Annotated in this window: 19 protein-coding genes; 12 read left to right on the plus strand and 7 right to left on the minus strand. The window is 60.8% G+C overall.

The genetic code is table 11. The annotated features are described in order from the left end of the window. Window positions 1-143: 143 nt before the first annotated feature. Genes GNZ13_RS15780 through GNZ13_RS15790 form a run of 3 tightly spaced genes read right to left on the minus strand, consistent with a single transcriptional unit; the run spans window position 144 to window position 5,736 of the window. Window positions 144-2,621, minus strand: coding sequence for a flavin-containing monooxygenase (locus GNZ13_RS15780; protein WP_172165921.1), 2,478 nt, complete (start codon window positions 2,619-2,621; stop codon window positions 144-146). Then, complete coding sequence (locus GNZ13_RS15785; RefSeq protein WP_172165924.1) at window positions 2,608-4,290, minus strand: GMC family oxidoreductase; 1,683 nt, start codon at window positions 4,288-4,290, stop codon at window positions 2,608-2,610. The genes GNZ13_RS15780 and GNZ13_RS15785 overlap by 14 nt, the downstream gene beginning before the upstream one ends. Window positions 4,291-4,314: 24 nt before the next feature. Continuing rightward, complete coding sequence (locus GNZ13_RS15790) at window positions 4,315-5,736, minus strand: coniferyl aldehyde dehydrogenase (protein ID WP_172165927.1); 1,422 nt, start codon at window positions 5,734-5,736, stop codon at window positions 4,315-4,317. Between the two features lie 152 nt (window positions 5,737-5,888). Here GNZ13_RS15790 and GNZ13_RS15795 point away from each other — a divergent pair, with 152 nt between their 5' ends. Beyond that, a complete protein-coding gene (locus tag GNZ13_RS15795; RefSeq protein WP_172165930.1) occupies window positions 5,889-6,935 on the plus strand; it encodes an AraC family transcriptional regulator in 1,047 nt (348 codons plus the stop codon). 178 nt (window positions 6,936-7,113) lie between these two features. Here the strand turns inward: GNZ13_RS15795 and GNZ13_RS15800 are convergent, their stop codons facing one another. Beyond that, window positions 7,114-7,974: a class I SAM-dependent methyltransferase gene (locus tag GNZ13_RS15800; protein ID WP_172165933.1), complete on the minus strand. Its 861-nt coding sequence runs from the start codon at window positions 7,972-7,974 to the stop codon at window positions 7,114-7,116. A 219-nt stretch (window positions 7,975-8,193) separates the two neighbouring features. Here GNZ13_RS15800 and GNZ13_RS15805 point away from each other — a divergent pair, with 219 nt between their 5' ends. From GNZ13_RS15805 to GNZ13_RS15840, 8 genes are all read left to right on the plus strand, one after another. Continuing rightward, a complete protein-coding gene (locus tag GNZ13_RS15805) occupies window positions 8,194-8,703 on the plus strand; it encodes a DUF1993 domain-containing protein (protein WP_172165936.1) in 510 nt (169 codons plus the stop codon). Between the two features lie 114 nt (window positions 8,704-8,817). Further along, a complete protein-coding gene (locus GNZ13_RS15810) occupies window positions 8,818-9,300 on the plus strand; it encodes a cupin domain-containing protein (RefSeq protein ID WP_172165939.1) in 483 nt (160 codons plus the stop codon). A gap of 139 nt (window positions 9,301-9,439) precedes the next feature. Next, entirely contained in the window at window positions 9,440-10,081 is a 642-nt protein-coding gene (locus GNZ13_RS15815) for a DsbA family oxidoreductase (protein ID WP_172166006.1), read from the plus strand. Window positions 10,082-10,311: 230 nt separating this feature from the next. Further along, window positions 10,312-11,289, plus strand: coding sequence for a LysR family transcriptional regulator (locus GNZ13_RS15820; protein WP_172165942.1), 978 nt, complete (start codon window positions 10,312-10,314; stop codon window positions 11,287-11,289). 272 nt (window positions 11,290-11,561) lie between these two features. Beyond that, window positions 11,562-13,073 carry a sugar ABC transporter ATP-binding protein gene (locus GNZ13_RS15825; RefSeq protein WP_172165945.1) on the plus strand — a complete coding sequence of 504 codons (1,512 nt, stop codon included), beginning with the start codon at window positions 11,562-11,564 and terminating at the stop codon, window positions 13,071-13,073. 19 nt (window positions 13,074-13,092) lie between these two features. After that, entirely contained in the window at window positions 13,093-14,118 is a 1,026-nt protein-coding gene (locus GNZ13_RS15830; RefSeq protein WP_172165948.1) for an ABC transporter permease, read from the plus strand. A gap of 108 nt (window positions 14,119-14,226) precedes the next feature. Continuing rightward, window positions 14,227-15,168: an ABC transporter substrate-binding protein gene (locus GNZ13_RS15835; protein WP_172165952.1), complete on the plus strand. Its 942-nt coding sequence runs from the start codon at window positions 14,227-14,229 to the stop codon at window positions 15,166-15,168. A gap of 173 nt (window positions 15,169-15,341) precedes the next feature. Continuing rightward, window positions 15,342-16,640 (plus strand): L-fuconate dehydratase, encoded by a 1,299-nt coding sequence (locus GNZ13_RS15840; protein ID WP_172165955.1) that lies wholly within the window; start codon window positions 15,342-15,344, stop codon window positions 16,638-16,640. Window positions 16,641-16,673: 33 nt separating this feature from the next. Here GNZ13_RS15840 and GNZ13_RS15845 read toward each other — a convergent pair whose 3' ends face one another. Continuing rightward, complete coding sequence (locus tag GNZ13_RS15845; protein ID WP_172165958.1) at window positions 16,674-17,588, minus strand: LysR family transcriptional regulator; 915 nt, start codon at window positions 17,586-17,588, stop codon at window positions 16,674-16,676. 160 nt (window positions 17,589-17,748) lie between these two features. Between GNZ13_RS15845 and GNZ13_RS15850 the strand changes: the two genes are divergently transcribed. Both GNZ13_RS15850 and GNZ13_RS15855 read left to right on the plus strand, forming a co-directional pair. Further along, window positions 17,749-19,122 (plus strand): serine hydrolase domain-containing protein, encoded by a 1,374-nt coding sequence (locus GNZ13_RS15850; RefSeq protein WP_172165961.1) that lies wholly within the window; start codon window positions 17,749-17,751, stop codon window positions 19,120-19,122. A gap of 56 nt (window positions 19,123-19,178) precedes the next feature. Continuing rightward, window positions 19,179-20,045 carry an NmrA family NAD(P)-binding protein gene (locus tag GNZ13_RS15855; RefSeq protein WP_172165964.1) on the plus strand — a complete coding sequence of 289 codons (867 nt, stop codon included), beginning with the start codon at window positions 19,179-19,181 and terminating at the stop codon, window positions 20,043-20,045. Between the two features lie 157 nt (window positions 20,046-20,202). Here the strand turns inward: GNZ13_RS15855 and GNZ13_RS15860 are convergent, their stop codons facing one another. Beyond that, on the minus strand, window positions 20,203-21,162 hold the full coding sequence (locus tag GNZ13_RS15860; protein ID WP_172165967.1) for an AraC family transcriptional regulator: 960 nt from the start codon (window positions 21,160-21,162) through the stop codon (window positions 20,203-20,205). A 143-nt stretch (window positions 21,163-21,305) separates the two neighbouring features. On the opposite strand from GNZ13_RS15860, the gene GNZ13_RS15865 reads away from it, so the two are divergent. After that, complete coding sequence (locus tag GNZ13_RS15865) at window positions 21,306-21,845, plus strand: carboxymuconolactone decarboxylase family protein (RefSeq protein ID WP_172165970.1); 540 nt, start codon at window positions 21,306-21,308, stop codon at window positions 21,843-21,845. A gap of 168 nt (window positions 21,846-22,013) precedes the next feature. Here GNZ13_RS15865 and GNZ13_RS15870 read toward each other — a convergent pair whose 3' ends face one another. Then, on the minus strand, window positions 22,014-23,141 hold the full coding sequence (locus GNZ13_RS15870; RefSeq protein WP_172165973.1) for a porin: 1,128 nt from the start codon (window positions 23,139-23,141) through the stop codon (window positions 22,014-22,016). Between the last annotated feature and the right edge of the window lie 301 nt (window positions 23,142-23,442).

A 23,442-nucleotide genomic window follows, 5' to 3' on the forward strand; every position in this document is an offset into this window, starting at 1 on the left:
GTACGAGACGGGATTCAAGCGCGCAAGTCGGACCGCGAACGCGGTTGCGATCGCAGTACTCAAAAGCGTTTTGCGCGCAATCTGAGTGTAGGCAATGGAAGCGCGTGCTACCGGGTGTTTGGCAGCTTCAACCGCAGTCGGCGTTACGTCGGCATGTCGACATGCGTAACACTCGGCCCAGCCGCAACCCGTTCACGCGCAAACGCAGCAAGTGTCCGGAGCGCCGTCACGGCGGAGCGCAGATAGAACGACTGCAGGTGAAACACGTGCCATCGTGCAGCGTGAATCTCAAGACGGCATAACACGTCACATGCGGCGGCGTGATTCGCCAATCGTGAAGCGTCGGAAAGAAGGACCTCCTGACCACCGACCTGAATCAGCATGGGAGGCAGTCCTCGCAAATTCGCTTCAAGTGGCTGATGACGCTCGTCACCGGGCGGGACGCGATACCAGTGCAACGCTTGCTCGAGCCAGCCTCGACGAATCATCGGGTCGAGATCGCGCAGGGATGTCAGCGTGCTGCCGCGCAGGGAGGCGTCCGTAACGGGCGAAATGAGCAGCAGTCCCGCTGCAACAGCGTCGCCGCGATCCCTGAGCGCGAGCGCTAGCGCCAGCGCGAGGGCGCCACCGGCCGAATCGCCGGCAATGACGATCTTGTCCGGCGCATAGCCTTGCCTGCGAAGCGTGTCATAGCTCGCCAGCGCATCATCTAGCGCGGCGGGATACGGATGCTCGGGCGCAAGCCGGTAGTCGGGTACGCAAACCAGCATGCCGGATTCCACGGCGAGGCGAGTGGTCACGCTGCGATGGGTGTTCGGCGTACCCAAACAGAATGCGCCGCCGTGCAAATACAGGATCGCGCCGCCCGTCTCGCCGCGCTTCGGTGCAACGATCTCGACAGGTACCTCCGTTGCCCGGCTGCGATAGCGAATGACGCCCTGCACGCCGGGCATCAGCGGGGAGAGCAGGCTCACGGTGCGCCGCTGAGCGCGGGCGCTGAACGGCGGCCCCACCAGCAAGCGGAAACTTGCTCTTAGAAAGACGCGCAGAAAGCGCGCATTCGCGGATTCCAGCATGCCGTGCGGTTCCGCGATTACGACACCCTTGGACCGTCCGGCCGATTCCGGCAGCGCATGCGTGAAACGGTATGCCTGCAGGCTCGAGAATCGCGTCAACCAGCGATAGGAGAAAGTAAAGCCGGGCCAATTGGTACTGTTGTGCCCCGTCGCGTCGATATACCAACTTTTACACCCGTTCCATACCGTGCTCGCCAGTCGATCCTGTACGTGGGTGTTGAAGCGCTGATAGCGGCGTTCGTCGACGTCGACAGCCGACGCATCGGCCTTCTTCATTGCCTTGTAGCAGCGAATGACATGGGCAATCTGGCTCTCCAGCATGTAGACGATGGAATTGTGGCCAAGATTGGTGTTTGGACCGTACAGCATGAAGAAGTTGGGAAAGCCCGGGACAGTGAGCCCGAGGTATGCCTTCGCGCCGCGTCGCCACGCGTCGTTCAGATCGACGCCCGCGCGTCCACTAATACGCATCGGCGACAGGAACTCCGTTGCTGCGAAGCCGGTTCCGTAGATGATCGCATCGACCTGATGATGCACACCGTCCACCGTTTCGATGCCGTCTTCCGTTATCCTGCGGATCCCCTCCGTAATCAGTTGGACGTTCGGCTTGCTCATCGACGCAAGGTACTCGCTCGAAAGCAGGATGCGCTTGCAACCAATCGGATAGTCCGGTGTAAGCTGTGCCCGCCGCGCGGCGTCGGGGACCTGCTTGAAGAGCAACTTGCGGAATGGCTTGCCCACCGCAGCCTTCATGAGCCCCTTGAAACGCGTAAACGCCAATGCGCGCGATTCATACCGCGTATAGATCCACGTACGATGCAGCTTTGTTGTCCACGGCGCCCACCTGAACAGGGCCTTCTGCCAGGCTCTGTAGGGGCGATCCGGGCGCGGCAATATATACGCGGGTGAACGCTGGAAGACCGTCAGCGACTGTACCTGGTCCGCGATCGCCGGCACGAACTGGATCGCGGAGGCGCCCGTGCCGACCACCGCCACCCGCTTGCCGGCGAGCGAATAGCCGTGATCCCAGTGCGCGGAATGGAAGGTTCGGCCCGTGAAGGTTTCCATGCCGCGCAGCGTGGGGTAAACCGGACGGCTCAATTGCCCGGTGGCGGTGACAAGCAGTGTTGCGCTCTGTTGAGTCCCATCGGTCAACGTGACCCGCCACAGCGACCGCTGTTCGTCGTACTCGGCGCTCGCGACCTCGGAGCCGAACCGGATGTGGCTCCCGAGTTGGTATTTGCGCGCGCAGTTTTGCAGATACGTGTGGATTTCCGATTGGGGCGCGAAGGTTCGGGACCAGTCCGGATTGGGCTCAAAAGAAAAGGAGTACAGGTGCGAGGGCACGTCGCAGGCGGCGCCCGGGTAGCTGTTGTCGCGCCAGACGCCACCGACGTCATGTGAGCGTTCAAGAATCACAAAGTCGTGCACGTTGGCGCGCCGCAGCGCGATGGCCATTCCGATGCCGGCGAAGCCTGTGCCGATGATGACGGCCGTCAACGGTTTCTCTGCGTGCTGGAGGTGAGGGGTGTCAAACGGCTGCATGGCTGCTTTCCTTCGGATGCAGGGATTGCGTGGATAACGGCGTCGCGAAGCCGGATTCCGGTTGGGCTTGGACCCGGGTGCGGCCTCGAATCAGGTCTACCGCCTTCTCCGCGATCATGATCGTCGGAGCGTTGGTATTGCCCCCAATGAGAGTTGGCATCACGGACGCATCGACAATACGTAGCGCTTCGACGCCCCGTACACGCAGTTGTGAATCGACTACGGCGTTTTCGTCGGACCCCATCCGGCAGGTGCCGACCGGGTGATAGACAGTGTCGGTGCGCTGTCGAAGGCGCTGACGAATCTCGTCGTCAGTGTTCGCGCCGGCCGTAAAGACATCTTTCGTGATCCAGTCGGCGAGAGCGGGCGCCTGCATCAATTTGCGGCTCAATTTGAATCCGGCGACCATGTCTTCGAGGTCCTGGGAATCGTGGAAAAAAGCCGGGTCGATCAGCGGCGCGTCCTGCGGATCTGCGCTGCGCAGCGTGACCGACCCGCGGCTGCGGGGACGCAGCAGACAGACATGACATGAAAGACCGTGCCCGAGATGAAACTTGCGTGCGTGGTCGTCGACGAGCGCAACCACGAAATGCAGCTGAATGTCCGGCCGGTCCAACTCGGGACGTGTCTTGAGGAACGCGCCGCATTCGGCAAAGTTGGATGTCAACATGCCACGTCGCTCATTGCGAAAACGCCGTAATTCCCCAAGCATCCGCATGCCCGCACCGATCGACACGCCCATCGTATCGAGGCTTCGCGTTCGGTAACCGAAAATGAAGTCGGGATGATCTTGCAGGTTCTTCCCGACCCCAGGAAGATGCGCAATCATCCGGATGCCGAAACGATCCAATTCGTGAAACGGCCCAACGCCCGACAGCATCAGTAGCTGAGGCGTCTGAAACGCGCCGGCGGCAAGCACGATCTCACGGCGGGCGCGAAGGGTCTGCATGATGCCGCCCAGTAACACCTCGACACCAACCGCGCGTTTGCCGTCGAAGATGATCCGCTGTACCTGGGCATGCGTCTCGACGCGCAAGTTGTCGCGCCGTTCGATGTGCGGCAACAGGTAGGCGCGCGCCGCGCTGCATCGTTCGCCATGCTTCTGCGTCACCTGATAGATGCCAACGCCTTCCTGTTGCGCGCCATTGAAGTCGTCGGTGACAGGCAAGCCGGTTTGACGCGCGGCTTCCAGATAGCGCGAATGAAAAGGATTGCCGGTGCGTAGGTCGCTCACCCACAGCGGCCCATCCCGGCCATGCCACGCGTTGTCAATGCGTTCGTTATGCTCGCTCAGACGGAAGTACGGCAATACGTCCTCGTAGGACCATCCAGCATTGCCGAGCGCGGCCCAATCGTCGTAATCAGAACGATGCCCTCGTATGTAGACCATCGCGTTGATCGCCGACGAACCCCCTAACGTTCGGCCCCGCGGCTGGTATCCCCGGCGTCCGCCCAACCCAGCTTGCGAGACTGTTTCGAATGCCCAGTTGTTGAGCCGGGTTGGGAGCATTGCAACCGCACCGGCCGGGATATTCACAACTGCGTCGTTTCCGCCTCCACCAGCCTCCAGAACGCACACCGTCACGTCCGGGTCTTCGCTCAGACGTCCCGCCACTACGCACCCCCCCGAGCCTCCGCCCACGACGATGTAATCGAATATCTTGCTCATGCTTCGGTCTCAGGAATGTAATGCTCAGCTTATGGTTTCGAGTGCGCGCAGCAGCCAGTTGAAGGTCGCGCCATAGGGAGGATGAAACAGTGACGTACCGTTCCAGCGTGCCTGATGAAAAATGGGCTTTTGCTTGCTGAACGCGTTGAAGCCCCATTCGCCGTGATACGCACCCATGCCGCTTGAACCCACGCCGCCAAAGGGCTGGTTCTCCTGCGCCAGATGCCAGAGGCAATCGTTGATCGTCACGCCGCCAGACACGGTTTCACGCAGTACGCGGTGGCGGTTGGCGAGATTGCGGCCGAACCAGTACAGGGCCAACGGACGGTCCGATCGGTTCACTCTGGCAATGGCGTCGTCTACGGAGTGGTATTCGAGGATGGGCAGTACCGGCCCAAAAATCTCTTCGCGCATCACGCACATGCTGTCCGTCGCACCGACGACCAGGACCGGCGCAAGCTTCGACGATGTGTCGTCGAATCGCTCATTGGCCGGATTCACTTCGATGACTCGCGCGCCGCCTGCGCGTGCGTCCTGAATCAGGTCGACAAGCCGTTGACGATGGCGAGCGCTGACGATCGACGTGTAATCGGGATTGTTCGCCAGCGACGGATACAACTCGGCAATCACCGCCGAAAGTTGAGCCGCTACGCTGTCGGCCGTTCCGGCCGGAACCAGCAAATAGTCCGGAGCGATGCACGTCTGTCCGGCGTTGAGCAGCTTGCCGAAAGCGAGACGCCGCACCGCGCGCGCTACGTCGCAGGAAGCATCGAAGATCGCGGGGGACTTGCCCCCGAGTTCCAGCGTGACCGGCGTCAAGTTCGCGGCAGCGGCAATGGCCACTTGCCGCCCGACCGATGTGGATCCGGTAAAGAACAGATGATCGAGCGGCAGACCGGCAAAGGCCTTGCCGGTTTCAGCGTCGCCTGTCACGACACGGAGCTCGCCCGGATCAAAAGCGGTTCCGATCATCTCGTGCAGCAAGGCAGAAAAGTGCGGCGTCAATTCGGATGGCTTTACAAGAACACGATTGCCTGCTGCGAGCGCCGCCAGCGCTGGCCCGATAGCTAACTGAAAAGGATAGTTCCATGGCGATACAACGCCGACCACGCCGAGCGGCTGCGGCATGAGGCGGTTGTATCCGGGGCGGAACTGCAGATCGGTTTTGACCTTCCGGGTACGCATCCAATGCTTCAGATGCGACCGTGCATGCCGAATCCCCGCTCGTACGACGAAGATCTCGGCCAGCCGTGTTTCATGCGCCGATCTGCCGCCGAAATCGGCGCTAATTGCTTTCACGATCGCCGACTCATGGGACTCCGTAAGCGCGAGAAGCCGATCCAGCCGGGAAATCCGGACATCGTGCGACGGGTAGGGCTCGCGTGCGAACGCGTGGCGCTGAATTTCGAACTGCGCCGCAAGATCGGTCGGTCGGCTGAGCAGCATGTTGTCTCCCTCTGTCGGTACGTTTTCCGGGTCGGTCAGGTCGACGACTGGATTGAGTGGGATGTTGCAACCGGCGCGGGAAAATCCGAATGTTGCGAGGGGACAATTGCTTTAGTATTTGGGCCAACGCGACTTGACTAGGGTTTCTCTGTATGAGCTTCTGGGACTTCACCCGTAGTCCGGCGAGTGTGCGTTTGCTGGTCGACTTCGGTGAGGAACGCGGCCTTGCGGCGCCCAATCTGCTCACGGGGACCGGTCTTGCGCGAGAGCAGTTGGAAGATCCTCATGTCGAGGTGAATGCGGCCCAGGAGTTGCGCGTCGTGAGCAATCTCCTGCGCCTCTTGAAACACCCGGCCGGGCTGGGGCTGCAGGTCGGCGCGCGGTATCACTTCTCCGCTTACGGGCTATGGGGTTATGGTCTGATCGCGAGCGCCACGGCAGGCGATGCGTTGTCGCTGGCCCTGCGGTTTCTGCCGCTGACCTATGCGTTCACCTCGATCTCGTACCATGAAGAAGGCGATCTCGGCGTGCTGATCTTTGGCGAACCTGATCTGCCGGACACCATGAAGCACTTCGTGGTGCAGCGCGATATGACGGCAGCCGCGGTATTGCTGAATGAAGTCGGCAGGGACCGCTTCCCGCTCGCGCGCTTGACCACCAGGGCGCAGTGGCCTCTGCCGGCAGACAGGTCGTCTTCGGTGATTCAGTCGGTGTTCGGCATAGAACCGGAATTCTCTGCAAGCCTGAATAGTCTGGCATTCGAACGATCGCATCTGAGCCAACCCCTACCGCAAGCCGACCCTGTCACGGTCTCGATGTGCGAACAAATGTGCAGTCGGCTCATCGAGGAGCGGCGCGTACGGTTGGGAACCGCGAAGATGATCCAGCACTACCTGAACGCAATTCCTGGATCCATGCCGTCAACGCTGGAGGATATGGCGCGTCTTATGAATACGAGCCAGCGCACCTTGAAGCGTCGACTGCAAGAGGAGGGAACGACCTTCAGGGTGCTGCTGGCGCAGTCCCGAGGAACCATGGCCGAGGAGTTGCTGAGGGACGGCAGACTGTCCCTTTCGGAAATAGCGGAGCGACTCGGCTTCAGCGATTTGTCGAGTTTCTCGCAGGCCTTCAAGCGGTGGTATGGCGAGGCTCCCAGTACTTTCCGCAGAGAGCGTGAGCATCCGGTCCAAAGTCGATAGGCGGCCTTATCGCTGTTCGGCTCCGGAAGAGGGTGGACCTGCACGGAGCCTTAGATCTTCGGTCAGTGCAGTGCCGCGGACCGACTTGCACAAGCGCTGCACGGCGCGTTGCTGCTGCTCCGGCTCGACGCTCATGCAGCAGGTAGCCGGCTGCATGAGCGTCGAAGTGCGCGGGCTACTATGTATTGGCTACCAGCAGTTCCTCAGCATTGTTCGGCGGGCGCAGACCATCTGTCCGGCCCATGAAGTAGCGTTGGGTAAGATCGGCCGCCGAGACGTGCCGTGCCTCCTTAAAGCCTGCTTCATGGGCCAGCGCAAGGATTTCCGGCGGGGCGAAGAAGCTGAGGAACGGTGTGCCGCTTGCTCGCGCTCCTTTCTCCGCCATCTCAAGCCCAGGACGTACTTCGGGGTCCGCCAGCTCCAACGGAAGCAGGAACGTCATGGCGAGCGTCGATCCGGGGGCGAGGGCCGCGACTTCGCGCAGCGTGGCCGCGTTCGCATCCCTGGTGAGATACATGCTGACGCCCGTGGAGACCACGATTGCCGGCTTGCTGTCATCGAAGCCGGCGGTCACGAGCCCTTCCCGCCAGGACCCGCCTGCCTCGAAATCGACCGGCACGAAGCGCAGCCAATCCGGCACGCCAAAGCCAAGCTCGATCAGGCGCTGACGCTTCCACGCCTGAGGCCCCGGCTGGTCGATCTCGAACACCTTGAGGCGGGACGCGATCTCCGGTCTCCGCTGTGCGAAGGTGTCAAGGCCAGCGCCGAGGATGACATACTGACGAATCCCGCGGCTGGCCTGCTCCACGACCAGGTCCTCAATGAAGCGAGCACGAGCCACGATTGAAGCGCGGAAGGGACGCGTGAACTGCGGGTCCATGTCCCCGCGGCTGCGCCAGCCCTCGTCCGGGGCCAGCAGCCTAAGGCCGATCGTGTCTTCCAGCACATGCGGCAGGGGATCGGCCTCGACATGCAGCGCGCGCCACAAGGCGACGCGCGCTGCTGTGCTGTCTGGCGCTACATTTTGCTTGTCGTTCATGTCTTGCAATCCTGTTTTTTGGTTCGTCTTCGCCTGAAGCTGACCTGCCAGTACTGCCTCCTATCGCAGACGTGCAGCGCTTGCGCATAGGTATTCCCGCTCGGACAATGGTAATCTTCCGCCGCTTTAGTCAACAAGTTCGACTACCAGCCCGACATTAAACCGGCCGGCGCGCGGCATCTTCCGCGCTGGCAACCCACATCGACCGAAAGAGTGATCATGACAAGTTCCATCTACAGTGCATCCGTCCCAGTTTTCAAGCAAATGCTGACTGCATTGTCCGAAGTGCTGAAAAAAGCCGACGCACACGTCACCGAAAAGAACATCGAGCCGAACGCGCTGCTGCAGGCGCGCCTGTTTCCGGATATGTTTCCCCTCGTGCGTCAGGTGCAGATCGCTGCCGATTTCGCCAAGGGCGTCAGCTCGCGCCTAGCCGGGGTAGAGGTGCCGTCGTGGCCCGACACCGAAGTCACGTTTGCCGACCTGCAAGCGCTCATCGCCAAGGCGTTGACCCACATCGGCGCGCTCGATGCCGCTCAATTCGACGGTAGCGAGAACAAGGAAATCGTCCTGCGTCCGGGCACGCCGAAAGAGAAGAAGCTGGTCGGCAGCGCCTATCTGCAAAACTATGGCCTGCCCCAGTTCTTCTTCCACGTGACGACGGCCTACGCGATTTTGCGCCACAACGGTGTCGAAATCGGCAAGCGCGACTATATGGGATCTTACTGATCGTAGGCGCAGGGGCCAGGCGAGTTACCGGTCGGCGGTAATTTCAACGGCGCTTGCCGGCCGGTCCGCATGCCCCTGTTCGATGATCGACAGCGGTACTAAGGAGAACAACCGATGAGCCGACCCGATTTCATCAAACACTGGACTGAACTGGAAGAACCGGACGCACATTCCTATCGCGGCGATACCGAGAAAATGGCGCTCGACGCGCCGCTTTCCGCCGCACTCGGCATTACGCGCATTGGCATTCATCACGTGAGGCTTCTGCCCGGCCGGCGGACGTCATATCCGCACGCCGAAAGTACCGAGCAGGAGTTTGTGTACGTGCTCGAAGGCAAGCCCGATGTCTGGATCGACGGCGTGCTTCATCCCATTGCTGAAGGCGATTCCGTCGCATTTCCGGCAGGCACTGGCATCTGCCACACCTTCATCAACAATACGACGGACGAAGTCAGGCTGATGGTGATCGGCGAACGTCCGCGCGACGACAACCGCATTCGTTACCCGCTCAACGAAGCGCACGAACGGACCCGTGCGGACCGCTGGGTGGATTGGCCCGCGAGGCCGCTCGGGGACCATAACGGGATGCCGGACTGAGGCTACGCGGATGAGCGCTGCGGCTTACCTCCGGAGCGCGGTCCTGCAAATTTTGGCGATCCAGGCTAGGCTACCCCGTGGGCCGTCTTTGCGTCGCACCGAGGCGGCCGTGCCACAGGTTATTCGCGTCAGGAAAGCAATGAAACAACAGCTAACAATCGATTTTGTCTCCGATATCGCATGCCCGTGGTGTGCGATCGGCCTGTCGTCGCTCGAGCTTGCACTATCGCGCTTAGGCGATGCGGTCGACGCTCAAATCGCCGTGCATCCCTTCGAGCTGAATCCGGAGATGGGGCCGGACGGCGAGGCCATTGTCGATTATCTCGGCAAAAAATACGGACGCACACCGGCGCAGATCGCCGAAACGCAAGCCATGATCCGCGAGCGTGGCGCAAGCGTTGGCTTTACCTTCGGCCCGCGTACGCACGTCTATAACACCTTCGATGCGCACCGCCTGCTGCATTGGGCCGGTATCAAAGGCAAGCAGTTGCCACTCAAACTGGCGCTGCTGCGGACCTATCATTCCGAGGGCAAGGACCCAAGCAATCACGAAGTCCTGGTCGAAGCGGCCCAATCGGTAGGGCTCGATGCCGCGGAAGCTAATGAGGTACTGCGAAGCGGAGTCTATGCCGACGAGGTTCGTGCGGAAGAACGAGAATACCAGGCGAAGGGGATCCAGTCCGTGCCGGCGATCATCTTTAACGGTCGCTATCTGGTGAGCGGCGGACAGCCCGTGGAAACCTTCGAGCAAGTCATTCAGCAGATTCTGGCTGAAGCGTAGCCTGGCAACCGCGCCGACGACCTGTTGCACGCAACGGGTCGTAACCGAAGAATCACTTCGGCTCGCGCATCCTTTCTCGTCGGCAGACGAGGGGCGGGATTTATTGGCTGCCTACTGAATCCCGCCACACTTGTCACTCCCACCGTTCTAAGCACGGCGCTAGTGTGCTCTACAAGGACGAGGCTGGCGATGCGTTTCATCGCGCCTCGACATCCCAAGGAGAGACGCCCGTGATAGATCGCATCATGGCGATGCAGACCTTCGTACGCATCGTCGACGCCAACAGCTTTACCCGCGCTGCGCAGTCGCTCGGGATTGCGCGCGCAAGCGCGACAACACTCGTGCAGAGCCTCGAGGCAATGCTCGGCATTCAGTTGCTTGTGCGAACCACGCGCCGGCTCAATCTGACTGCCGAAGGGGCCGCCTATTACGAGCGTTGCGTGCAAATTCTCGCCGACATCGACGACGTCGAGGCGAGCCTGCGGCATCCCGACGACCGGCCGCGCGGGCAGCTGCGCGTCGAGATGCCGGCGGTCGTCGCGAACGCGATCGTATTTCCGGCGCTCGACGATTTTCACGCGCGCTACGAGCATATTCTGCTTACGTTCGGGGTGAGTAACCGGCAGGTCGAACGGGTCCGCGAAGCGATCGATTGCTGCGTTCTGACTGGCAATTTGCCCGATACGAGCCTCGCCGCCCGCCGGCTGGGCGCGCTCGAACGGGTGACCTGTGCGAGCCCGCTTTATCTCGCGCGATACGGCACGCCGCTACGGTTCGACGAGCTAACCGATCACGTCGCGGTAAATTGCACGTGCGTGCAGACCGGGCGTGCAGCGGATTTTGATTTTCAGGCCGAAGGCGACACGGTCAACCTGCCGCTTGGGGGCTTCGTGCAGGTGAGCGACGAGCACGCGTATCTCGAATGCGGACTGCGCGGGCTTGGGCTGATCCAGCCGCCACGTGCGCTCGCCCAGCCCTACCTCGATTCTGGGCGGCTGCGTGAAGTGCTGCCGCATTGCAGGCCCGCGTCGATGCCGGTATGGGTCGCGTATCTGCGTCATCGCAGCGCTCCGCCGCGCGTGCTTGCCTTCGTCAACTGGCTCGCGGAACGGTTCGAGACGGCGCGGCACGTGAGTCACGAGCCACCATCCGTCAGCCGGATTCCGCGTGGAATGGAGGCAAGCGAACCGGCAAGCGAACCGGCCTGAATTGGACGTCAAATAGTGGGAAACCGGCGCGCGATACGTTTGCGCGTGATATTAGGGAATGCCTAATTGAGCCGCAGCCGTCCAGCGGCGTAAAATCGTGGCACATCGGTTTGGGGGCACCAGGCAATGTGTCTGGCTTCTCGTTGCGATTTCTGCCGCGATTTCAGCCGGAATATCCGGCGACACCAAGCGCAGCGGCGTTCCACGCTTTTTCGACCCGCTCCTCGCAATGAGGCCAGCGGCGGTTGCGTCATTGTCGTTCCATCCGCGCCATGACCCCGCTCATTTCCGTCAAAAGGCTCAGCAAGCGCTTTCCCGGCGTGAGGGCGCTTCACGAAGTCCAGTTCGAACTCATGGCGGGTGAAGTCCATGCGCTGATGGGCGAGAATGGCGCCGGCAAGTCGACGCTAATGAAAATCCTCGCCGGCGTGTACACCCGGGATACGGGCGAAATCCTCTATGACGGCGAACCTGTCGAGTTCCTGAGCCCGCGCGAGGCGCAGGCCATGGGTGTCGGCATCATTCATCAGGAGCTCCAGCTGATGAATCACCTCACCGTCGCCCAGAATATGTTCATCGGCCGCGAGCCGCGCGGCCGCCTCGGCCTGTTCCTCGACGAAGACAAGCTCAACGCGCAGGCGCGCGAGATTCTTGCCCGCATGCATGTGAATATCGACCCGCGCGCGGTTGTCAGCACCCTCACCGTCGCCAGGCAGCAGATGGTCGAGATCGCCAAGGCTTTGTCTTTCGACTCGCGCGTCCTGATCATGGACGAACCCACCTCGGCGCTCAACGACGCCGAGATCGCCGAGCTCTTCCGCATCATCCGCGAGCTTAAGAGCCGGGGCGTGGGCGTCATCTATATCTCTCACAAGATGGACGAGCTGAAGCAGATTGCCGACCGCGTCACCGTGTTGCGCGACGGGGAATATGTGGCCACCGTCACCGCCAAAGACACCAGCGTCGAAGCGATTATCGGCATGATGGTCGGGCGAACGTTGACCGACGTCGCGCCTTCTCACAGCGCCGCAGACAAAGGCGAGGTCGCGCTCGAAGTCAAAAATCTGAACGCCGGCCCGCTGGTCAGAGACGTGAGTTTCGCGCTGCACAAAGGCGAAATATTGGGCTTTGCCGGCTTGATGGGCGCCGGCCGCACCGAGGTCGCCCGAGCGGTATTCGGCGCCGATCGGATCGAATCCGGCGAAATTGCCGTGAGAGGCGTGAAGGCGACGATCAGGAATCCGAGCGATGCGGTGGCGCGCGGCATCGGCTATCTCTCGGAAGACAGGAAGCGCTTCGGCCTTGCGACCGGTATGAGTGTCGAATCGAACATTGTGATGTCCAACTTGCGCAAATTCCTGTCGCTCAACTTTTTCTTGCGCCGCGCCGAGATACGCCGGACAGCCTCCCATTTCATCAATCTGCTCGCCATTCGTACGCCCTCCGCGACGCAGGAAGTGCGGCTTCTCTCGGGCGGCAATCAGCAGAAAATTGTCGTCGCGAAATGGCTCGAGCGCGATTGCGACGTGCTGTTCTTCGACGAGCCGACGCGCGGCATCGACGTCGGCGCCAAGAGCGAAATCTACAAGCTCCTGCGCTCGCTCGCCGAGCAAGGCAAGGCGATCGTGATGATCTCGTCGGAACTGCCGGAAATCTTGCGCATGAGCGACCGCATCGTCGTGATGTGCGAAGGCCGCATTACTGGCGAACTCTCCGCCACGGAGGCGACGCAGGAGCGCATCATGCAACTGGCGACGCAGCGCGAAACCTTAAAAGCGGCGTGAGCCTCAAGAGGTCCATTTCATGACACTGCAATCGGATACGTCGGCGCTGGGTAACAAGGAAAGGTCCTCGAGCCTGAGGGCCCGCGTCTTCACGCCGACCGCTCTGCAAAAACTGCTCGCCTTCGGGAGCCTGATCCTCCTGCTGGCCTTTTTCAGCTTCGCGTCTCCCGCGTTCATGCAGATGGACAATATGCTCGGGATTCTGCAGGCGACGGCGGTCAACGGCGTTCTGGCGATCGCCTGCACGTTCGTCATCATCACAGGCGGCATCGATTTATCCGTCGGCACGATGATGACCTTCACAGCTGTCATTTGCGGCGTGTTTCTGACCTATTGGCATTTGCCGATGTGGACCGGCGTCGTGGCTGCAATTGGGACGGGCGCGATCTGCGGGACCATTTCGGGCACCCTCACGGCGAAAATGAAAATACCGCCGTTCATTGCCACCTTAGGCATGATGCTGCTGCTGAAAGGCCTTTCTCTCGTCGTCTCGGCCGACAAGCCGATCTATTTCAGCGACACCGAAAACTTCTACCGGATCTCGCAGGATTCGCTGATCGGCTATGTGCTGCCGAGTCTGCCTGTGCCGAACGCGGTCCTGATTCTGTTTTTCCTTGCGGTCGCGAGTTCGATCACGCTCAATCGCACGGCGCTTGGCCGCTACACATTCGCACTTGGCAGCAACGAAGAGGCCGTGCGCCTTTCCGGCGTGAATGTCGATCGGTGGAAGATCGCCATTTACGGCCTCGCCGGGTCCATTTGCGGCGTTGCCGGGCTGCTGATCGCCTCGCGCCTGAATTCGGCCCAGCCCGCGCTAGGCCAAGGTTACGAACTCGAAGCGATCGCCGCCGTGGTTATCGGCGGAACCTCGCTCAGCGGCGGCGCGGGCACGATTCTCGGCACGATCATCGGCGCGTTCATCATGAGCGTGCTGACCAACGGCCTGCGCATCATGTCCGTCGCTCAGGAATGGCAGATCGTGGTGACCGGCCTCATCATCATTCTCGCGGTCTATGCCGATATTTTGCGGCGCAAGAAGAGCTGACGAAGGCTGACGAAGGCAGACACTACGCGCAACAAGATCAAGAAAAGGGAGCGCCAAAGGCTCCCCCAATGGCTGAAGGTTGATGGCCCACTTAGGAGGAGAAACCCCATGTTGAAAAGAAGACTAATCGGTGTCGTGGTCGGCGTAGGCGCGCTCATTGGCGGGACGAGTGTTGCGTACGCGCAAGACACCTACATCCCGCTGATCTCGAAGGGCTTCCAGCACCAGTTCTGGCAGGCCGTCAAATCTGGCGCAGAGCAGTCGGCCAAGGAGCACAACGTCAGGATCACCTTCGAAGGTCCGGAAACCGAGGCCATGGTCGATAAGCAGATCGACATGCTCTCGGCCGCGATCGCCAAGAAGCCCCAGGCGCTCGGCATCGCCGCGCTCGATAGCAAAGCGGCCATTCCGTTGTTGAAGCGGGCGCAGACCGGCAAAATACCCGTCATCGCCTTCGACTCCGGCGTCGACAGCGACATTCCGCTGACGACGTGTGCGACGGACAACCTTGCCGCGGCCGCACTCGCCGCCGACAAGATGGCCGAGGCGATCGGCAATTCCGGTGAGGTCGGCGTGATCGTGCACGACCAGACGAGCCGCACCGGCATCGGTCGCCGCGACGGCTTCCTGGATGAGATGAAAGCGAAGCATCCGAACGTCAAGATCGTCTCAGTCCAGTATGGCAGCGGCGACCATCTGAAGTCGGCGGAAATCGCCAAGACGATGATCCAGGCCAATCCCAATCTCAAGGGCATTTTTGGCGCGAATGAAGGTTCGGCGGATGGAGCGGCGATTGGCGTCAAGGAATCAGGCAAGAAACTCGTCCTGATCGGCTTTGACTCGGGCAAGGAGCAAAAGGACGACATCAATTCGGGCCTGATGTTCGGCGCCATCACGCAGAACCCGGTCGGCATCGGCAAATGTGTTGTCGACTCCGCGGTGAAGGCGTTGAAGGGCGAGAAGCTGCCCAAGAAAGTCGACACGGGCTTCTACTGGTACGACAAGAGCAATATGAGCGATCCCAAGATCGCCGCCGTGCTCTACGATTGACCGACGCCGCCTGAGCGCGAAGGGAGAGGAGGGGGCGCGGCGCTTCCTCTTCTTATCTCACCTCGCATCGCATCGCGGAGAGAAAAGATGGCCGCAAAGAGGTCGGGCGAGCACGCACGACCCTCTTTGCGCATAGGCGCAAGCCGATAGCTGTCGAAGAAGAGGGTGTTCAGATGCCCACAATCACCAGCTTGTCCGTCCGGGACATTCGGTTCCCGACCTCGCGTTCACTCGACGGTTCCGATGCGATGAACGCCGCGCCGGATTACTCCGCCACCTACGTAACGCTCGAAACCGATTCGCCGAAGGGCCTCACAGGCCATGGTCTCACCTTCACCATCGGCCGCGGCAACGAGATCTGCGTGACCGCGGTACAGGCGCTTGCCCCGCTGATTGTCGGCAAAACGCTCGAGGATATCGCAGCGAACATGGGCGCTTTCTGGCGCGCGCTGACGTCAGACAGCCAACTGCGCTGGATCGGCCCGGACAAGGGCGCCATTCATCTGGCGACGGCGGCTGTGGTGAATGCGGCCTGGGACCTGTGGGCCAAAGCGGAAGGCAAGCCGGTGTGGAAGCTGCTCGCCGACATGAGTCCCGAAGAACTCGTGCGGTGTCTCGACTTCCGCTATGTGACCGATGCGATCACGCCGCAGGAAGCCATCGCCATGCTGCACCGTCATGCCAGGACCCGGGGCGAGCGCGAAAAGGAAATGCTTGCGCACGGCTATCCGGCTTACACGACGTCGGCCGGCTGGCTCGGTTACGACGACGACAAGATCCGGCGACTCGCACGCGAAGGCGTCGCGCAGGGCTGGACGCACTTCAAGCAGAAGGTGGGCGGCAATCTGGAAGAAGATATGCGCCGGGCCCGCATCCTGCGCGAAGAAATCGGCGAAAACCTGAAGCTGATGATGGATGCGAACCAGGTGTGGGATATCGATGAAGCGGTCGCAAACATGCGGCGCCTGGCGCAATTCGATCCGTGGTGGATCGAGGAACCCACGAGTCCCGACGACATTCTCGGCCACGCGGCCATCCGGCAGCGGATTCGGCCAATCGGTGTGGCGACGGGCGAGCATTGCCATAACCGGGTGATGTTCAAGCAGTTGCTGCAGGCGCATGCCATCGACTTCTGTCAGGTTGATAGCTGCCGCCTGGGTGGTCTGAACGAGGTGATCGTCGTGCTGCTGATGGCGGCGAAATTTGGTGTGCCCGTGTGCCCGCATGCGGGCGGCGTTGGTTTGTGCGAGTACGTGCAGCACATTTCGCTGTTCGACTATATCTGCGTGTCGGCGTCGCTGGAAAACCGGGTGCTCGAATACGTGGATCATTTGCATGAGCATTTTGTCGATCCTGTCGTGATTCGAAACGGCCGTTATATGCCGCCGCAACGTGCCGGCTACAGCATCGAAATGCATGCGGCGTCGCTCGATGAGTATGACTTTCCCGATGGGCCGGCCTGGCGGGTTTGAAGCGGCACGCGCAGGGGCCTCTGCAGCCGTTGGCTAACTCGTACTCGTCAAAGCGACGATGAAGTCGAGAAACACCCTTGTCTTGGCCGGCGTGTGGTGCCGCGATGGATGGTACGCATAGATTGGGAAGCGCTCATCCGGCCAGTCTGGGAACAGGTTGACGAGCCGTCCCTCCCGAATCAGAGGTTCCGCTCCGATCAGAAGCATCTGCGCGATGCCGGAGCCGGCCAGACACGCGTTAAGGAGTGCGCTCGGATCGTTCACCGTAAGCCGTCCATTCGTTTCGACAACCAGCTTTTTGCGCTTGCGATGAAACTCCCACGGATACGGCTTTCCGGTTTCCGGGTTCCGGAATTCGAGGCACCGGTGCGCCCCGCGACCCAGCTCTTGAGGCTCCGCTGGCCGCCCCTGGCGAGCGAGGTACGAGGGTGCTGCGACGGTGACAACTGCGGTGTCCAGAAGCTTGCGCGCAATCAGAGTGGATGAGCGAGGTTCGCCAAATCGCAAGGCCAGATCGAAGCCGTCCACGATGAGGTCGCCAAGCTGATCTCTCGCAATGAACTCGAGTTCAAGCTCAGGATGCGCATCCATGAATTCGTCGAGCTTCGGGCCCAGAACGATTCGCAAAAAAGCCGGATCAAGATTGATTCGCAGCTTCCCGCGTACTGTCGCGGTGCCGCCTGACGCGGCTGCGGCCGCTTCTTCCATTCCCCTTAAGTGCGGCATGACCTGCTCGTAGAACCGTTTGCCCTCTTCCGTGAGGGAAACGGCGCGGGTCGTCCGATTGAAGAGCCGTATTTTCAGCCGCCTTTCGAGTCGAGCGATTGCCCGGCTAACCCCGGGCGGCGACATACCCATCACTTCGGAAGCGGCTGCGAACGTCCCCGCATCGACGACGGCCGCAAATACGCTGATACCGCTAGAGAGATTCTCGCTGGACGATCTCATTGGCGCTCCCCGCACAGTGCCTCAAAAACCGCACTATGACTCATTAGTAACTATCAGTCACTTCACAAGTGTTATTCATGTCATTTAGTTTCGTGTCGCGTTTACCCACAATGCATCCCAACAGGACGTTCCAACCTCAACGACCCAAAGGAGCATCGCCATGAATACCCGTCACCTCGGACTCGCCATCGCCGCCCCTGTCGCTGGATACGCTCAGGAATCCAGCTCGACTGTCACCCGTCGCGACCTGTTGAAGCGAGCATCCGGCCTCCTGGCGGTCGCCGCAGTGGGCGGATTGACTAGCATCGGAACAGAGGCCGCGGAGGGTCATCAGGAGCGTCATCGTGTTCTGGTCCGCAACCCTGCCTTTGCCGCGATTGACCTTTCCTTGCGGCAGGCCGTCGACAACGGCACCGTAGCCGGTGTGGTGGCGATGGGCGCCACGCAGCGCGGGCTCGTCTACGAGGGCGCATCTGGCCATGCCAATCCCCAGACCGGTGCGGCGATGACGCCCGACACGGTGTTCTGGTTGCTATCGATGACCAAGGCGATCACTGCAACCGCCTGTATGCAGCTCATCGAGCAGGGCAGGCTCTCACTCGATCAACCCGCGGGCGACATTCTCCCGGAACTGAAGTCGCCACAGGTGCTGGACGGCTTCGATGCATCCGGACAGCCGAAGCTGCGTCCCGCACGAAACACGATTACCGTGCGTCACCTGCTGACTCACACGTCCGGCTTCACGTACAGCATCTGGAGCGAAAACATGAGCCGGTACGAAAAAGTGACCGGCATGCCGGATATTGGCTACTCGATGAACGGCGCGTTCAAGGCGCCGCTGGAGTTCGAGCCTGGCGAGCGCTGGCAGTACGGCATCGGGATGGACTGGGTGGGCAAGCTGGTTGAGGCGGTGACCGATCAGTCGCTGGAGGTCTACTTCCGGGAGCACATTTTCACGCCGCTCGGCATGAGCAATTCGGGCTTTCTGATCAGCGGCGCGCAGAAGCAGCGAGTGGCGACCATGCACAACCGGCAACCCGATGGATCGCTCAAGCCCGCTCCGTTCGAGATCAACCAGCGGCCCGAGTTCTTTATGGGTGGCGGCGGTGCATTCAGCACGCCGCGCGATTACATGGCGCTCCTGCAGATGCTTGTGAACGGCGGGACGTACCGCGGCGAGCGGGTCCTGCGTGCCGACACCGTTGCGACGATGTTCCAGAATCACATCGGAGATCTTCAGGTAACCGAAATGAAGACGGCACAGCCGACGTGGTCGAACAGTTTCGATCAATTCCCTGCGATGTCTCATAAGTGGGGGCTTTCCTTCGACATCAACACGCAGCCGGGTCCGCATGGCCGCAGCGCGGGCAGCATCAGCTGGGCGGGACTGCTGAACAGCTATTTCTGGGTCGATCCGGTCAGGAAGGTGGCCGGCACGCTGTTCACGCAGATCCTGCCGTTCTACGACCCTCGCGTGGTGGATCTGTACGGACAGTTCGAGCAGGGGCTGTATCACGGCTTGCAACACGCCTGAGCACCGGTCATTGATCGGCGATTGGGACACATCTATTTACGCAAGGAGAAACTGCAATGTATGCAATCACAGGGATAACAGGAAAGGTCGGCGGTGCGGTGGCGCGCACGTTGCTCGCAGCGGGCCAGCCGGTACGCGCGGTTGTACGCGATGCCGCTCGGGCACGTTCGTGGGCTGAGCGCGGGTGTGAAGTGGTGACTGCCGACATGGACGACGAGACATCCCTTACCGCCGCCTTCGAGGGCACGCAAGGCGTTTTCATTCTGCCGCCGTCCGAGTTTGATCCGTCGCCGGGCTTTCCCGAGGCACGTGCTGTCATTGACGCTGTGCGCGGGGCGCTTCAGTCCGCGACGCCTGGCAAGGTGGTCTGCCTGTCGACAATCGGCGCGCAAGCTACCGAGATTAATCTGCTCACGCAACGTACGCTGATGGAGCAGGCGCTTCAGGGTTTGCCGATGCCGGTGACATTCCTGCGTCCCGGCTGGTTCATGGAAAACGCCGCGTGGGACGTGGCTCCTGCCCGGGACACAGGGATGATCCCCAGCTTTCTGCAGCCGCTCGACAAGGCGCTGCCGATGGTCGCGACCGCGGACGTGGGTCGCGTTGCCGCGCAACTGCTTCAACAAACCTGGCTCGGCGTACGTGTCGTCGAGCTGGAGGGGCCGCGACGTGTGAGCCCGAACGATCTGGCCGAGGCATTTGCCCAGGTGCTCGGTCGTCCGGTTCGTGCGGAGGTGGTGCCGCGCGAAACATGGGGCGCACTGTTCCGCTCCCAGGGTACGACGGACCCGTTGCCGCGCATGCGCATGCTCGACGGGTTCAATGAAGGCTTCATCGCCTTCGAAGGCGATGAAGCCGACATCGTCAAGGGCGAGGTGGAACTGGAAACCGTTCTGCGAGGCCTCGTCTCGCAGGCGGGCTAACGCGGGCACACCCGGTGACGCGTGCAGGATGCCGCGTCGCCGGGTGCTTTCACGGCTGACGCCTATTCGCAAGGGCCCTCTGAAACGGTCGTCGGTCAGGCGTTGGCTGACCTTGGACTCGACGAATCGCGCATGCTGGTAGCGATGAGTTTCAGCGTCATGCCTGGAGATTTCCGCCGGACGAGCGCCAACGCGCCGGCGAAACACCGATATGACGCTTGAAGACGCGTTGAAACGCGGCATTCGACTGATAGCCCACCGCCTCACCGATTTCGGCGACTGGCGTGGCGGTATGCAACAGCATTCGGCCCGCGATGGTCATTCGAACCTCGGTCAGAACATCGGAAGCCGAGCGGCCGATGGCCTCCTGAAACTGACGTATGAATGTTGCTCGGGACATATTGCAGAGCCCCGATAACTGATCCAAGGTCCAAGGCTCACTCGGTGCCTCGAACATCGCGGATATCGCGGGTTGCAAACGAGGCCGCCTCGAGAGCGCGAGCAATCCATGCGGCGGTTGGGTACCTTCAGTTGCGAAACGCAACGTCAGTGCGAACAGCGCCGCCGACAGGTGATTGACGAGCATCTCGCTCCCAGGGCCGGGATCGTTGGCCTCTTCATACATCAAATCGATCAGTTGCCTCAGGCGGGTGCGGAAAATGGATTGTGCCGAACCCTCCACGTCGTTACCTGGCTCGGGCAATGCGCTATGCACAACCAGGCGGCCCGGCAGGTGGTCGCGCAACAGCCGGTCTGGAACTGCACCGAGCAGAAACCGTCCGCATAGGAAGTCAGCTTTCTCGCCTCTCCCGTCGTTCTCAAAGACGACCAGCGAAGCCTTTCGACTCGTGGTTTCGGGCCCCGCTGTCTCCCCGCTACCGTCATGCATAAGATGGGCGTTGCCCGCTGGAAACAGAATGATGTCGCCCGCCGTCAATCGTTCGGGCGGCCCGTTCACGTCTTCGAGAACGGCATGGCCGGACAACAGGATGTGGTACGGGATTTCTCGTACGCCAGAGACAGTCTGATCGATTTTCCACGGCGCACCGAAAAGACAGCGCAGCTCCAGCCGCCCCGTGACGGGTATCAGTGAAAGCAGTCGACTTAGCAGATCCATGTGAACCGGGTGGGCATGTTTGAGAGCTGTTTAAGCGAGCTATGCGATACTTTTGAGCATAATAATGACAATATCTGGTATCGTAAATACCATTCGTGGGACTTAAAGTGGAGCCTCCTAACCACCACTGAAGGAGTTCCACCATGAGCCGCATCACTGTCCCCGCTATCGCCACCGCCACCGGCGCCACCGCTGATGTCTACGCCCAGGTCAAGAAGATTGCTGGCGGTACCGTACCTAACCTCTTCGCTGCTGTCGGTCACGTGGCCCCGGCGACGCTCTCTGCCGTGCTGGCCGCGGAAGGCGTGCTCGCATCTGGGAGCCTGAGCAAACAGGATCTGGAAACCATCAAGGTGCTGGTCAGCGAACAGACCGGCTGTGACTACTGCGTCGCTGCACACGTGATGCTGGGCAAGATGACAGGCCTGTCGACGGAGGCGCTCAAACAGATCCGCACCGGGCAGGCCACCGGCGATGCCAAGCGCGACGCGCTCGTGCACTTCGTGCTGAATTTGCAGAAGACGAGCGGCACGATCAGCGAGAACGAATTCGCCGCCATTCGCGCGGCCGGCTATACCGAGACGCAACTGGCTGAGATTTCGTTGGCCGTTGCCATGACGATCTTCACCAATACGTTCAACCGTATCAACGATACCGACGTCGATTTCCCGCCGGTCAAGTAACGGAGGCATCGCGGAGCGTGCAGGCCACGCGGTGGTTGCACGCTCAAGGCAATGGAAAAGCTCGGTCTTGCCAAGGGATCGAAACTTTGAGTCGTAACGACGCTTGTGGATGAGATGCCACCATGACCGGTTCGCAAACCTGGCTATCCGGCAGGCTGGTAACCCTGCCTACCACTTATGCCGGAGTCCGATCACCGCTGAGACTTGCGACTTGGTGGTGGACGGGGAAAGCGAATAGATCTGCGCGTACTGCGCGTCACCCGCCGCTTTCTGATAGATGCCGACGAGGAAGAGATCGGTGCGCTTGCTGAGCAGGTAGTCCACGCCGGTATTCACCTGATGCCATTTTGGACTGTTGTCCTGCGGGTGGTATTGCCCTGTAGTGAAGATATACGCGGCGCCAAGAATGAGTTGCGGCGTCACGTAGTCGGTCAGCGAAACCTCAAAATTCTGAAGCGTCAGACGCGATGTGTCGAGATAGTCGAATCGCGCGTTGGTATAGAGCAGCGACAGGTTCGCCGGACCGAACGCGTAAGCGCCGCCCGCGCCAAACATCCTTTGCTTGCTGACGCCCGCGTGGGTCGCCGGATTCGTGACGAACGGCGACGTGAAGCCATAATCGTTCACCACCGCGCCATTCGTATTATTGGCGTCGTTCGGTGTATTGACCTGAAGGAACGCCAGGCCGGCTGACAGCGGCCCGTTGCGATATTGGACCGCGGCGCTATAGGCATTGTTGTCGGAGAAGCCACCGGCCTTATTCGAGAAGCCGTAGAGCCCTTCAAACTGAAGACCTTTGTAGTCGATGCTCTTGTACTGGACCGCGTTGTTGATCCGGAACGTGTCGAACACGTTATCACTGTCGCCAATGTGCGCACCGTACGCCGCGAACTGACAGGCCGACGAGAAGACACACAGTGTGACTGCCTCGTCATATTGACGGCCTAGCGTCACCGTTCCGAAGGTATTCGACGACAAGCCGACAAAAGCCTGCCGGCCAAACTCCCGGCCGCCTTGCGACAGTGCGCCAGTCGCGAGGCTGTAGCCGCCTTCCAGCGTGAAGATGGCTTTCAGACCCCCACCCAGATCCTCTACGCCCTTCATCCCCCAGCGAGGCGTCTGCATCGGGCCGCTCGCGAATTGCCACGTCGCGTGGCCTTGCTTGTCGGCACCTTTCTGGTTGTTCGCATAGACGATGCCCGTCGAGATTAGACCGTACAGGGTCACGCTGCTTTGGGCGGATGCTGTCTGGCAGAACAGAGCCATGGCGGCGAGAACAAAGATGCGTCGATTCATGATTTCCTTTGAGCGCTTGGTTTGGGAAAGTGAAAGCGAATGCTTGAAGCTGGGTTGTAGTTAGGATCGCGAAACAAAGGCATTGTGCAGCGGAGTCTTTGTGCCGCCGATAACGGTCTCAGATTTGTCTGATGAATGGGAGGTTCAGTACGGCGTTCCCGCATCGAGATCGCCCGCCATTACAACCGCCTTTCGGCAATCGCCCTGCACGTTGATGCGAACCTGGCGCGATTGCTGGCGATTCTTGCGGAACAAAATTCGCGATAGCTAGCACCGAATTTGACTACCAGTGATCGAATTT

The organism is Paraburkholderia elongata (assembly GCF_013177735.1).
Classification (GTDB): domain Bacteria; phylum Pseudomonadota; class Gammaproteobacteria; order Burkholderiales; family Burkholderiaceae; genus Paraburkholderia; species Paraburkholderia elongata.

Excerpts from the sequence above, each read along its gene's own strand:
- GNZ13_RS15785 (WP_172165924.1), bottom strand. The coding sequence starts at position 4,290 with ATGAGCAAGATATTCGATTACATCGTCGTGGGCGGAGGCTCGGGGGGG.
- GNZ13_RS15810 (WP_172165939.1), top strand. The coding sequence starts at position 8,818 with ATGAGCCGACCCGATTTCATCAAACACTGGACTGAACTGGAAGAACCG.
- GNZ13_RS15855 (WP_172165964.1), top strand. The coding sequence starts at position 19,179 with ATGTATGCAATCACAGGGATAACAGGAAAGGTCGGCGGTGCGGTGGCG.
- GNZ13_RS15815 (WP_172166006.1), top strand. The coding sequence starts at position 9,440 with ATGAAACAACAGCTAACAATCGATTTTGTCTCCGATATCGCATGCCCG.
- GNZ13_RS15865 (WP_172165970.1), top strand. The coding sequence starts at position 21,306 with ATGAGCCGCATCACTGTCCCCGCTATCGCCACCGCCACCGGCGCCACC.
- GNZ13_RS15800 (WP_172165933.1), bottom strand. The coding sequence starts at position 7,974 with ATGAACGACAAGCAAAATGTAGCGCCAGACAGCACAGCAGCGCGCGTC.
- GNZ13_RS15850 (WP_172165961.1), top strand. The coding sequence starts at position 17,749 with ATGAATACCCGTCACCTCGGACTCGCCATCGCCGCCCCTGTCGCTGGA.
- GNZ13_RS15805 (WP_172165936.1), top strand. The coding sequence starts at position 8,194 with ATGACAAGTTCCATCTACAGTGCATCCGTCCCAGTTTTCAAGCAAATG.
- GNZ13_RS15870 (WP_172165973.1), bottom strand. The coding sequence starts at position 23,141 with ATGAATCGACGCATCTTTGTTCTCGCCGCCATGGCTCTGTTCTGCCAG.
- GNZ13_RS15795 (WP_172165930.1), top strand. The coding sequence starts at position 5,889 with ATGAGCTTCTGGGACTTCACCCGTAGTCCGGCGAGTGTGCGTTTGCTG.
- GNZ13_RS15845 (WP_172165958.1), bottom strand. The coding sequence starts at position 17,588 with ATGAGATCGTCCAGCGAGAATCTCTCTAGCGGTATCAGCGTATTTGCG.
- GNZ13_RS15830 (WP_172165948.1), top strand. The coding sequence starts at position 13,093 with ATGACACTGCAATCGGATACGTCGGCGCTGGGTAACAAGGAAAGGTCC.
- GNZ13_RS15780 (WP_172165921.1), bottom strand. The coding sequence starts at position 2,621 with ATGCAGCCGTTTGACACCCCTCACCTCCAGCACGCAGAGAAACCGTTG.
- GNZ13_RS15835 (WP_172165952.1), top strand. The coding sequence starts at position 14,227 with ATGTTGAAAAGAAGACTAATCGGTGTCGTGGTCGGCGTAGGCGCGCTC.
- GNZ13_RS15860 (WP_172165967.1), bottom strand. The coding sequence starts at position 21,162 with ATGGATCTGCTAAGTCGACTGCTTTCACTGATACCCGTCACGGGGCGG.
- GNZ13_RS15840 (WP_172165955.1), top strand. The coding sequence starts at position 15,342 with ATGCCCACAATCACCAGCTTGTCCGTCCGGGACATTCGGTTCCCGACC.
- GNZ13_RS15825 (WP_172165945.1), top strand. The coding sequence starts at position 11,562 with ATGACCCCGCTCATTTCCGTCAAAAGGCTCAGCAAGCGCTTTCCCGGC.
- GNZ13_RS15790 (WP_172165927.1), bottom strand. The coding sequence starts at position 5,736 with ATGCTGCTCAGCCGACCGACCGATCTTGCGGCGCAGTTCGAAATTCAG.